Source organism: Lishizhenia tianjinensis, from assembly GCF_900116425.1.
GTDB lineage: Bacteria > Bacteroidota > Bacteroidia > Flavobacteriales_D > Crocinitomicaceae > Lishizhenia > Lishizhenia tianjinensis.
The window spans coordinates 524,741-537,153 of the sequence record NZ_FPAS01000002.1; the positions used below are offsets into that span (position 1 = coordinate 524,741).

At 37.6% G+C, this 12,413-nt stretch carries 10 protein-coding genes; 4 read left to right on the plus strand and 6 right to left on the minus strand.

Translation table 11 applies throughout. The annotated features are described in order from the left end of the window. The first annotated feature begins 1 nt into the window (after nucleotide 1). Entirely contained in the window at nucleotides 2-1,189 is a 1,188-nt protein-coding gene (locus BM327_RS08930) for a M20 metallopeptidase family protein (RefSeq protein ID WP_090248541.1), read from the plus strand. On the opposite strand, the gene BM327_RS08935 is transcribed toward BM327_RS08930, so the two are convergent. The 5 genes from BM327_RS08935 to BM327_RS08955 form a co-directional block, all read right to left on the minus strand. Further along, the gene (locus tag BM327_RS08935; protein ID WP_090248922.1) at nucleotides 1,170-1,754 is read right to left on the minus strand and encodes a non-canonical purine NTP diphosphatase; all 585 of its coding nucleotides are present in this window, start codon (nucleotides 1,752-1,754) and stop codon (nucleotides 1,170-1,172) included. The two genes, BM327_RS08930 and BM327_RS08935, sit on opposite strands and share 20 nt — an antisense overlap. Next, complete coding sequence (locus tag BM327_RS08940; protein WP_090248543.1) at nucleotides 1,720-3,090, minus strand: hypothetical protein; 1,371 nt, start codon at nucleotides 3,088-3,090, stop codon at nucleotides 1,720-1,722. The genes BM327_RS08935 and BM327_RS08940 overlap by 35 nt, the downstream gene beginning before the upstream one ends. Nucleotides 3,091-3,161: 71 nt before the next feature. After that, nucleotides 3,162-3,503 (minus strand): heavy-metal-associated domain-containing protein, encoded by a 342-nt coding sequence (locus BM327_RS08945; RefSeq protein WP_090248546.1) that lies wholly within the window; start codon nucleotides 3,501-3,503, stop codon nucleotides 3,162-3,164. A 6-nt stretch (nucleotides 3,504-3,509) separates the two neighbouring features. Beyond that, nucleotides 3,510-5,750, minus strand: coding sequence for a TonB-dependent receptor (locus BM327_RS08950; protein WP_090248549.1), 2,241 nt, complete (start codon nucleotides 5,748-5,750; stop codon nucleotides 3,510-3,512). 50 nt (nucleotides 5,751-5,800) lie between these two features. Next, nucleotides 5,801-6,208, minus strand: coding sequence for an HYC_CC_PP family protein (locus BM327_RS08955; protein ID WP_090248552.1), 408 nt, complete (start codon nucleotides 6,206-6,208; stop codon nucleotides 5,801-5,803). Between the two features lie 131 nt (nucleotides 6,209-6,339). On the opposite strand from BM327_RS08955, the gene BM327_RS08960 reads away from it, so the two are divergent. The 3 genes from BM327_RS08960 (at nucleotide 6,340) to BM327_RS08970 (ending at nucleotide 10,489) form a co-directional block, all read left to right on the plus strand. Further along, on the plus strand, nucleotides 6,340-6,945 hold the full coding sequence (locus BM327_RS08960) for a NifU family protein (RefSeq protein WP_211664722.1): 606 nt from the start codon (nucleotides 6,340-6,342) through the stop codon (nucleotides 6,943-6,945). 139 nt (nucleotides 6,946-7,084) lie between these two features. Then, nucleotides 7,085-9,262 carry a DNA helicase RecQ gene (gene recQ / locus BM327_RS08965; RefSeq protein ID WP_090248555.1) on the plus strand — a complete coding sequence of 726 codons (2,178 nt, stop codon included), beginning with the start codon at nucleotides 7,085-7,087 and terminating at the stop codon, nucleotides 9,260-9,262. A 171-nt stretch (nucleotides 9,263-9,433) separates the two neighbouring features. Beyond that, nucleotides 9,434-10,489, plus strand: a complete 1,056-nt coding sequence (locus tag BM327_RS08970; RefSeq protein ID WP_211664723.1) for a methyltransferase domain-containing protein — start codon at nucleotides 9,434-9,436, stop codon at nucleotides 10,487-10,489. Nucleotides 10,490-10,541: 52 nt separating this feature from the next. On the opposite strand, the gene BM327_RS08975 is transcribed toward BM327_RS08970, so the two are convergent. After that, complete coding sequence (locus BM327_RS08975; RefSeq protein ID WP_090248557.1) at nucleotides 10,542-12,359, minus strand: T9SS type B sorting domain-containing protein; 1,818 nt, start codon at nucleotides 12,357-12,359, stop codon at nucleotides 10,542-10,544. Between the last annotated feature and the right edge of the window lie 54 nt (nucleotides 12,360-12,413).

The following is a 12,413-nucleotide window of genomic DNA, read 5'->3' on the forward strand; positions in this document are numbered from 1 at the left end:
AATGAGTCTTAAGGATAAAATACAAGCCCGAGCAAGTGAGTTTTTTGCAGAAGTAAAAGCAATAAGAGAACACTTGCACCAACATCCAGAATTGTCTTACCAAGAGCATGAAACCATGGCTTTTGTTTCAGAACAATTGACCAAGTTTGGCATAGCACATACAAAAGGTGTAGCAGATACGGGGGTTGTTGGGTTAATCAAAGCGGATCATCATACAGGTGAGGAAGCGTGTATCGCTTTAAGGGCAGACTTAGATGCTTTGCCGATTTTTGAAAAGAATGAGGTGAGCTATTGTTCGAAGAACGAAGGGGTGATGCATGCATGTGGTCATGATGTACATACTTCAATTTTATTGGGAGCTGCTAAGATTATTCAATCCCTAAGAAATGAATTGAAACAACCCATAAAGTTGGTTTTTCAACCCGGTGAAGAACAAAACCCTGGAGGAGCAAGCTTGATGATCAAGGCGGGAGTATTAGATAATCCTAAGGTGGAACGCATGTACGGACTCCATGTTTTTCCAGAAATGGAAGTGGGCAAACTAGGTTTTAGAGGTGGTTTGTACATGGCTTCGAGTGATGAGATACATGTAACTATAAGTGGGCAAGGTGGGCATGGAGCGCAACCCCATAAGACTGTAGATAGTATTTTAGTAGGTGCAGAAATCGTTACTTCCTTGCAAAAAATTGTTTCGCGTAGTTGTGATCCTACTATGCCTTGTGTGTTGACTTTTGGTCATTTCGAAGCAATGGGTGCTACCAACATCATTCCTGCTGAAGTAAAAATCAAAGGAACCTTTAGAACCATGGATGAAACATGGAGAGCAAAGGCTTTGGAGATGATTAAATTTCAGATAGAAAATATAGCACAAACCCATGGTGCAACAGCTGACGTGTTTATTTCTCACGGTTATCCTTTCTTAAAGAATGATGAAGGCCTTACGGAAGAATTAAAAGTGAAAGCTAGAAAATTATTGGGCGATGCAAATGTGGAAGATTTGCCCTTGCGCATGACCTCAGAGGATTTTGCGTTTTACTCGCAAGAGGTACCTACATCTTTTTACCGTTTAGGAGTGCGCAATGAGGAAAAAGGAATAATACATGGGGTGCATACCTCAAAATTCGATATAGATCCCCATGCATTAGAAGTTGGAATGCAAATGATGGCGGCTATTTGCTTTGATATTTAGCCAAGAAATCTGTCATTTTAGCAAAGGCGCGGGCTCTGTGACTCATGCTGTTTTTCTCTTCGGTAGACATTTCAGCAAAGGTCTTTCCTGCGTTTTCAGGTTCAAAGATAGGGTCGTAGCCAAAACCTTGGTCTCCTGATTTTGCTGTACGAATTTCTCCGTTAACGATGCCTTCAAAAAGGTGTTCTTCACCATTGATGATCAATGCAACAGCGGTTCTAAAACGTGCGTTTCTATTGCTTTTATCGGCTAACAAGTCCAATACTTTTTGCATGTTGTTGTCATCCGATCTTTCTGGACCAGCATAGCGAGCGGAGTAAACTCCAGGCTCCATGTTCAAGGCTTCAATTTCCAAACCTGTATCGTCTGCAAAACAGTTAACACCAAATTTTTCGTGCACATAGCGTGCTTTTTGCAAAGCATTACCTTGTAAGGTGTCTTGCGTTTCAGGAATATCATCTGCGCAATTGATGTCCTTTAAAGTTTTAATTGTAATTCCTTCCGGTACCAATTTTTGAATTTCATTGGCTTTATTCTGATTCTGCGTTGAGAAGATCAATTCCATTTTTATCGTTTTTGTAGTATCCATAAATTCCTGCCAGCAAAAGTAAAAAAGCAAAGGGTAAAAGTGGTGCTCTCAACCTTACTAATACTCCATAAAGACTCGAACTAAAGCCCGTCATAAAAGCCATGATGAGGACAAAGAAAAAGGAGAAGACCAAAATTTCATTGCTGCGAATAAATTGAATTCTAGCTTTTAACTCCCTTTTGAAAAAGAACTGTAGAGTGAGTATAAGAAGGAGTATTCCTTCGAGTATGTTAATAACGAGTGCAACGTTTCTGCTGTCCCACACAAAGGGTCTGTAAATTCCAGCAACGATGGCCTCAGGTGCTACTTTAAGCATTCCAAATAGACTGTAATCATTGATGTTTAATTGGTACCTGTCTGAACCGTAAGTGGAGTTTTGTGCAAAATCACGTTGTATGGTTGCGGCCTCCTGTAAAATTTTCTCTGGGGCTAAATCACCAAAATTAGAACTGTTGAATATGTAGACGCTTACCCCTCCTAATCCTATCAACAAGATGAATAGACGCAAACTCATTTTTAACACTGGTTTTTCTCCCAATTGATTGATCCAATGCGTAGAAACGGCAAAGAACAAGGGGATGAGCATGGCCAAGAGTAGGAAAGATCTTATTTCGAGTAATAAGTAAAAGGAGAGGAGGAGGAAAAGACCTTCAAATCCGAAAATGCTCGCTTTTTTATGGACCAGTTTAAACGCGGCTACTATTCCCATCAATATGGCAATTAATACCACAGTATCTTTTGAAATCCCTGTGCACCAAAAGGAGACGGAGGGTATAAAAAGAAGAGCAAAGGCTGCCAGTTTACCGGGCATAAATTTAAGTTCGGCCACGTAAACGTATAGTTTGTAATTCACATTGGCCATGATGAAGGCCAAAATAAAACTCATGGCCCAATAGCTACGGAAGCTAATAAACATCAAAATAGAGATGATTTTAGAAACGAAATAACTTTCATTTTCCCTATAAATCCATCCTGGAGGATAGCCCGTTTGTGCATTGAAATTACCGTAGTAAATTTCTTTTCCTTTGCTTATTTCATCTAAATAATTCAAAGGATTGTCAAAAAATAGATTGTTGAGTACTTCAGAACCTTGGTAGTAGGCAAAAGTATCACCGCCATTGTACATGATGGCATAGACCCCACTAAAAGCAATCACGAAAAAGATTTTGAAGTAGAAGTTGAGCAGGTAGTATTGATGTTCGTGTTCTTTCTTTGCTCTGTAGAATTTAATGTAGTGACTAATAATCGCTAGGATTATTAACCAAAAAATACCCGGAAGTATATCACCCACACTAAAGATTTGATTTCTCATGCTAGAGCGAATTTAAGAAAACAAAAAAAGGTAGCTGATGGTCAGCTACCTTTTGTAATCATTTTTATTGATTAATGTCCACCCGGTTGGCAACATTTAGGAAGTGCTTCTTGTGCTGTTTTCACAGGTTCCACATCATCTGCACTGTATCCTATTTCAGAAATCACTTTTTTAATTTCATCCAAAGTAATTTTCTTTTCGTTGTAGCTAACTGTAACAATTTTTGTTGTTAAGTCCATCTCAGCGAATTTGATTCCTTTGGTATAATTCAATTTGTTTTCTATTCTTTCTTTACATTCTCCACACTGAGCATTGGTTTGGATGCGGGCTTCTTTTTTACCTCCATCTTCTGTGTTAGCGTTTGTGTTAAATGTTAAAGCTACTATAGCCATTAATGCGATTAAAAATTTCATAGTTTATTATTTTTTATGTTCTATACTAAATCTAACTCCGGCATAAACATTTATACCGATAACTGGTGCCCAAATTCTTGTGGCATCAAAAGTTGAGCTAAATGGGTTTTGTGCATCAATAATAGGATTTTTTTGTGTGTAGTTCAATAAATTCTCTCCACCTAAGTAAAAATCCCATCTTTTGTATACATGTGTAATTTGTGCATTTACCATGCCATAAGCTTTACTTCTTTCGTCTGCTGTAAAAACAGTTCCTGCATCATTCAAAGCTAATCTTGGAAGACGTTTCGTTCCAAAAACTGAAGCGGTTAAATCATATTCCCAACGTTTGTTTCTAGTGATGTAGCCAAAGTTGATAAATCCTCTGTGGGTTGGAACCATGATTTTTTCTTGTAGACTTCCTCCAAAGGTAGCTTTCACATCTAAGTATTTGTAAGCCATTTTAACTTCCAAATTCTTAAGAGGTTTGAAGCTGAAATCGGTTTGGATAGCATTCGAGTAAGATTGCCCCTCCAAGTTTCTGAAGTAAATGGTTTGTGCATCTTGGTCTCTATCTACGATTACTTGGTTGGTGAAAAGGGTGTGGTAGGCATCTACCGACCATCTTGCTGCACGCTTAAAGAGTCTTAATTCGTACACTAAACTTCCTCCAAAGTTCCAAGAAACTTCTGGTTTTAAACTCTCATTCAAAATCCAAGGTTTGTTGTTTGCCATTAATGAAAGGTTGTCTACAACGTAGTTAGGAACTCTAAATCCTCTACCTGCTGTTAACCTTAAATCAACTTTCTCTGTAACCTTAAATTTGTAGTGAGCACGTGGCGAGAATTGGAAACCGAATAAATTGTGGTAATCTCCCCTCGCTCCTAAAACTAGGTCGTGACGGATAGTTTTCTTGGTATATTCTGCAAAAGCACCCGGAACAACTTCTGTTCTGTTTAATGTGGTTTGATCATCTTGCATTCCCAAATTATAGTGGGTTTGACGTAAATCATCATACACAAAACTTAAACCTGTTTTTAAGGTGTTTGAAGTGTTACCAAGTATGGTGTTGAAAATGGCATTTACGTAACCACGTCTCTCCTCAGCATCAACACTTCTTGTTCCAAACTGCGCTTGTAAACCGTGATACTTTGCTTGGTAAACAATTCCCAAAGATGAATTCACACTTTTCTTGAAGTAAAACCCTGTCTTAGCAAAAGCTTCAGCGTGTTGGTTGTCGATAGAAACTCCGTATAAATTATTCGGGTTGTTGTTGCGTTTGAAACCAATTTGTCCACCAGTTTTACTCGTTACCGAAGCTCTAACTCCAAATTTACTTTCGAAGTTTTCACCTTCGTAATTCCAGCGGTTCATAACCGTGAAGTTTTCACTCAGTGGTATGTCTTTAAAACCGTCTTTGTTTCTATCCAATTCAACACTTCCTAGAGAAGCATGACCAAATATACCTGTAGACCATTTGTCTGAAAGCTTTATGCTATTGTGGAAATTCACTTCATTTCTACCCTGAATATTTGTGTAGGCGTTGAAGTAGAATTTATCCATGTTCACACCGGGTTGGTAGAACTCAAGGTTAATTAACCCCGCCATAGACTCGTACCCATTTACAACCGTTCCAGATCCTTTTGTGATTTGAATAGAGTTAATCCATGTACCTGGAATCATATTCAATCCGTAGGCAGAACCTAAGTTCTTTAACATGGGTATATTCTCGAATTGTATTTGTGTATAGGTACCAGCCAATCCCATCATTTGAATCTTCTTGGCTCCTGAAACAGCGTCTGTAAGGTTTACATCTACACTGGCATTGGTTTCAAAAGATTCTGATAGGTTACAACATGCCGCTTTTCTTAGTTCTCCTGAAGAAAGAGTTTCTGTAAATAAAGGATTGAGTCGCTCTATTGTAGAATTTTCTCGTTGGTAAGAAATTACAACTTCGGGTAAATAACTCGAAGAGTATAGCGTAACATTTACACTTAAGAATCTGTCTTTTTTAGTAATGACTAATGTATCCGGATAGTATCCTTGAGCTCTAAAGATGAGCGTGTCTGGAAGTGTGGGTAAATAATCTAAGGTAAAGGCACCTTTTTCATCTGTAATGGTACCTATTTCACTGTCTTTAAAAAATACCTTAACACCAAACAGGGGTTCTTTTTTGTTTTCTGTGGAACCGTACACAGTACCTTTTACTTGAGCAAATGTGCCAAAGGTAAAAAGGCTCAATAATATGCTTAAAATTAAATTTTTCATGATTTGATTTTGTGTGATAATTCAATACTACTAGAGTTATCGCACAAAAATCATAAGATGTAAACTTGCAAACGGGCTCTTTGATGACCGCGTGCTAAGGGGGGAGGATTGGGGTAATATTGAACAATTTCTCGCGCTTCTGTATTAGATGCAAGGTAATTGTCAATCGTTGGAAGGGTTACCAAATAAGGTACGGATAATTTCACCAATACATCGTGGTAGTGATTCAAGGCCGTTTGGAAAACTTTGGTTTCTTCCTTACAGCAATCTCCTTCATTGGTTTTGTTGGGAACCTCACAGCAATCATGTTTTACCATTACTGCTTGCTCGTGATCCTCATGCATGTCACAAACCTTCTCAGTAACCGTACATAAATGCTCGGAAATCGAGATTCCACAAACTCCTAAAAATAGAAAGCTTACGAAAGCGATAAGTGCTATGTTTTTAAACTTTTGCATGTGTTAACAAAGATAGCTACAAATTGGATTTCTACAAATGGTAATTATTGTCATTCTTGTATTTCAAAAGTCATTTTTTACTGTGTGCTTTACAAATGGATTACTACTTTTGCAGGTAAAGATAAATTAACATGACTCAAAAAGTTCCAATTACTGTTTACGCTGAAATGACACCTAACCCAAGCACAATGAAATTTGTTGCGAATAAATATTTATTGATTACGGGCGAATCGGTTGAATTTACTAGTCAAGCAGAAGCAAAAGGATACTCTCCTTTAGCCGAGGAGCTTTTTAACTTTCCGTTTGTAACAGGTGTTTTTATGGCCAGTAACTTCATTACAATTACCAAGAACGAAGCCTTGTCTTGGGATTTTGTTGTAATGGAATTGCGTGAATTCATCAGAGAGTACTTACAAGATGGGAAAGAGGTGTTAATTATGATGCCACAACCGAAGGCGAAGCCTGTGGAAAAAGAAAACCCAACCAAAACTTACGCACCTTCAGAATACGATGACGCTATTGTTGCTTTGTTAGATGAATACGTTCGTCCGGCAGTAGAAGGAGATGGTGGAGCGATAGAATTCAGAAACTTTGAAGACGGTATAGTTACTGTTTTATTGAAAGGTTCTTGCGCCGGATGTCCATCTTCAACAGCTACTTTAAAAGGTGGAATTGAAAATTTATTGAAGCAACATTTACCTGAAGTGAAGGAAGTTGTTGCTGAAGATGCAGTATAAAATACCAGTATTAAATTAAAGAGAAAACCGCTGAAAATTTACGGCTAAGTCGTTAGTTGTTAATCTTTTAGTTGTGCGCGAAAAAAGTTTGTTTTTTTCGTGTCGGTTTTTGTATCTTAGACTTAATTAATTTGGATATATGAATGTGAGTGATTTAACGGGTGCTCTACGCAAGTATTTTGGGTACGATAAATTCCGCGGTGACCAAGAAAAAATCATTAGAAACATCTTAGAAGGACAAAATACCTTCGTAATAATGCCAACAGGTGGTGGGAAATCTATGTGCTACCAATTGCCGGCCTTATTATCAGAGGGTGTATCTATCGTGGTTTCTCCTTTGATTGCCCTGATGAAGAACCAAGTAGATGCGATTAGAAATGTGAGCGAGGATGATAGTGTTGCACATGTCTTAAACAGTTCTTTATCGAAAACTGAAGCCAACAAAGTGAAGCAAGACATTAGGGATGGGAAAACCAAACTTTTGTACGTTGCTCCAGAATCATTAACGAAAAAAGAAAATGTTGATTTCTTCAATCAAGTGAACATTTCCTTTTTTGCCATTGATGAGGCCCACTGTATTTCTGAATGGGGGCATGACTTTAGACCAGAGTACAGAAGACTAAGAGAGATTTTTGAGCAAATTTCTAACGTTCCTATCATCGCATTAACGGCTACGGCAACACCTAAAGTTCAACACGATATTCAAAAGAATTTGAACATGTTGGATGCAACCGTGTTCAAAGATTCATTCAATAGAGATAACCTTTACTACGAGGTTAGACCTAAGAAAGAGGTCGAAAAAGAGATTATCAAATACATCCGTTCTAAGCAAGGTAAATCTGGTATTATTTACTGTTTAAGTCGTAAAAAAGTTGAGCAACTGGCTGAAGTTTTGCGCGTAAATGGTATCAATGCTTTGGCCTACCACGCAGGTATGGATGCTTCTACAAGAGCCAAGCATCAAGATGCTTTCTTGATGGAAGAAGTAGATGTGATTGTTGCAACCATTGCCTTTGGAATGGGAATCGATAAACCGGATGTGCGTTTTGTGATTCACCATGATATTCCTAAATCGTTGGAAAGCTATTACCAAGAAACAGGTAGAGCCGGTAGAGATGGTGGAGAAGGAGAGTTGTTGACTTTCTATTCTTACAAGGATATAGAGAAATTAGAGAAATTCTTACAAGGAAAACCAGTTGCGGAACAAGAAATTGGTAGACAATTATTGTTTGAGATTGTTTCTTATGCTGAGTCTTCTATTTGTAGAAGAAAATATTTGTTACACTATTTCGGAGAAGAGTTCGATGAGAAGAACTGTAACAGCATGTGTGATAACTGTAAGCACCCGAAAGAAACCATGGAGGGTAAAGAGTATGTTCAGCTCTTGTTACAAGCCGTAGTAGAATTGAAGGAAATGCAGAAGGCCAAACACATTTGTGCTTTCTTAGCTGGAAAAGATACGGCTGAAATTAGCACTTATAAACACGATAAATTGCCGCTCTACGGAAAAGGTAAGGAAAGAGATGAGGCGTTTTGGAATGCTGTAATGCGCCAATGTTTAGTAGCTAAATTAGTGGCGAAAGATATTGAATCTTACGGGGTGATAAAAATGACGGAAGAAGGTCATGATTTCATCAAAGAGCCTAAGCATTTCATGTTGATTAAGGAGAATGACTTTAGTAGTGCTTCCGACGAGGTGAACATCAACAACAATGCAAAAGGAGCATTTGATGAGGTGTTGTACCAATCTATGTTAGATTTACGTAAGCAAATCTCTAAAGAAAAAGGAATTCCTCCCTTTGTGATTTTCCAAGAGTCTTCACTTAAGGATATGAGTTTCCAATACCCAATTACGGTAGAAGAACTAACCAATATTCAAGGAGTTGGACAAGGAAAGGCAAAACGTTACGGGGCACCTTTCTTAGCATTGATTAAACAATACGTTGAAGAGAACGATATCGAAAGACCGCAAGATCTGGTTGTGAAGCAATTGGTGAATAAAAGTGGAATGAAAGTACGTTTGATTCAAAACATCGATAGAAAATTACCTCTTGAAGATATAGGTTCTTCTCAAGGGAAAAGCTTAAATGAAGTATTGGATGAAATTGAAATGATCGTACAATCAGGTACGCGTGTGAACATCAACTACTACATAGATGATATGTTGGATGATGGAGAGCAAGAAGAGATTTACGAATATTTCTCAGACGCTGAAACAGATGACCTTAAAGAAGCTTACGAAGAGTTTGATGGGGATTACAGCGAAGAAGAATTAAGACTTATGCGTATTAAGTTTATGTCAGAAATGGCCAACTAAACGCAACAAATTATAAGAGAAAAGCGGACAATTAATGTTGTTCGCTTTTTTTATGTCCATTTGTTACACAATCAATCTGTAAGAAATTTTAGTTTTATACGACGAAACTAAATCCATAGGAAATGTGTTAACGTACCTATGTAAAATAGACATTAATCATAGACGACAAATATGAGTGAAATACATACTTCAGTACAAGAATATTACGGGAAGGAACTCGAGAAATCAGAAGATTTAAAAACCAATGCGTGTTGCACTTTAACAGCTCCACCCAAACACATCATGGAGGCTTTAAGAGAGGTTCATGATGAGGTACAAGCCAAATATTATGGTTGTGGTTTAACCATTCCTTCTAAAGTGGAAGGACTTAAAATTTTGGACCTAGGTTCAGGGTCTGGTAGAGATTGTTACATCGCCGCAAAATTGGTAGGAGAACATGGTGAAGTAGTTGGTGTGGATATGACAGACGAACAGTTAGCCGTGGCCAACAAGCACATAGAATATCATAGAGAGCAATTTGGATATGCGACTTCAAATGTTCGTTTTTTGAAAGGGAATATAGAAGCATTAGACGAATTGGATTTAGAGCCAGGTAGTTTTGATTTAATCATCTCTAACTGTGTGATAAACTTAGCAGAGAACAAAGAAAAAGTTTTACGTGATGCCTTTGCTTTGTTGAAATCAGGCGGTGAAATGTATTTTTCTGATGTTTATGCCGATAGAAGATTCCCCGTTGAATTGCAAAAAGACCCAGTACTTTGGGGAGAATGTATTTCTGGGGCTTTGTATTGGAATGATTTCTTAAACATCGCTAAAAGGGTAGGTTTTACTGATCCTAGAGCAGTGGAAAACAAAGTGATAACTGTTGAGAATCCTGAACTAGAAGAGAAGTTGGGCGACATCAATTGCTTTAGTGTGACCTACCGTCTGTTTAAAATTGATGGTTTAGAATCTGATTGTGAAGATTATGGTCAGGCCGTTAAATACAAAGGAACGATAGCTGAAGAAAAAGCTTCTTTTGATTTAGATGATCACCACAATTTTCCGGCAGGTAAAGTAATGCCCGTTTGTGGAAATACTTACAAGATGTTACACGATACCCGTTTTAAAGAGGATTTCGAATTCTACGGAGATTGGAGTACGCACTACGGTATCTTTGAAGGATGCGGAGGAGCTATGCCTTTCAGTGTTGGAGGAGAGGATAGTGCAGCAGCTTCTTGTTGCTAAGAGAACGATAATATTTAAAAGAAGGACTGTCTGTTGAGACGGTCCTTTTTTGTTAATACAACATATTAATATGTCCAAACTTAGTATGCACAAAAGCATCATCAGCAAAAGAATACTGTAATCTATAGCTAAAACAAGCGGTATTGGTAAGTTGGTTTTTAACCGTCCCATTCCAGAAGTCTTGGATGTCATTAGAATGGAAAACCACCTTTCCCCACCTGTTGTAGATGATGAATTCGAATTGATCTAATGGACAACTAGTTACAGGTGATATTTCATCATTTACACCATTTTGGTTGGGTGTAAAAGTATTGGGTAGAAAAAGTACGCAATCACAATTTTCTGTTTCAATTAATAGGGTATCGCTTGTTTCAAAACAATTTTCAACACTTACCCAATAAGTTCCTGGTTCATTTACGATAAGTTCAGCTTGTGTAGATCCATCCTGCCATAGATAAGTTGAGTAGGGGTGATACGCATGTAAAGCAAGGGATGCATCATCACATAAGGTGGTGTCTGTTCCTAAATTGATTTGAGGAGCTGGAGGTGTGTAGATCAAAATGCTGTCTTCATACGTACACCCATTTTGCTCTACCGCTAAACTAAGGTTTTGGGTTTGAGTAATGGTTGTGGAATTTGAAGTAGAATTATCCGACCATAGGTAATTTGCATTGGAAAGATTAAAGGAGAAATTCAAGGTGTCACCTGGGCAAAAGATTGCAGTGTCATGATCGAATGAAAAGATTTGTTCGGGGAAGTAGTCTATCATTATATTGTCTGAGCTAGAGCAACCGTTTTTCGTGATTTCAAGAGTGTAAAAACCAGGGCTATTTACAGTAATGGTTGAGTCAGTTGATCCATTAGACCATAAATAGGAGTCGCCTTTGTATTGCGATGAAAGTGTTAAAGTTTCGTCTGGACATAAGGTGGAATCATTCCCAAGGTTAAGCGAGAAAGGTTCTTGTACATAAACCCAAACATCAAAAGTATCACATTGGGAATAGATAAGATAGTTCGTAGATTGTTGAGGACTTACCGTAAAATTGTTATTAGTCGAGAGTATTGTACTTGGATTTGTACTTTCTGCCCATCCAATAAAGCTATTAGAGTTTACGGTCAGGGTAGCAGAGGTATTCTGACAAATAGTAGTGTCAGATGAATGTGTTAAACAAGTTTCTTTAACTAAGATGTCATCAAAGAAATAATAAGAATATTCGTTGAATACAATGTCGTTATGATTTGTAGGTGTTAATGAAGTGTTTTGACCGTTACTAAAACAACCAAGGATTATATATTGAGAGGGACTTGACGCTGTGAAAGTTCCTGAAATTTTAACCCAGTTTACCGAATCCGCAATAATTTTTTGTTCAATAATTTGAGGAGTAAAATTTAATACATCAGATTGAAACGAGTTAATAAGTGTATCAGAAAAATACATTCCAAGATTATTTGATGCAAATCTACTTTTTGCAGCTAAGGAAACATGAAACTCTGCATAATAATGCTGACCAGGTGTTAGAGTTTGCAGCAATTGAGTTTGTATATATTCTCTCGAATTAGAATCATTGTAAATACTCGAACAATATGCGCCTACCATATTATTACCTGATTTTGGTAAATGATTCCATGGTGAGTTTAAGCAATAAATAGAACAAGTATTTGGTACATTAAGGCTAAAGAAATCTGAAGTTGCCAGAGTAGGTAAATTCCAATCTTGAAAATAGCTATTAAATTGATTTACAGCTACACCTCCAACACAAGGTAGTGAAACCGTATTCTCAAAACTAGGGTTCGGAACTAGGTTTTGAGCTATTGTCCATAAACTAGCTGTGGAAAAGATAAAGAATAGTATTAGGTGCTTTAAATTCATTTAGGAGGAGTTACTATTACCTGTTGTTGATAACAACGGAGTGGCTAATGGTAA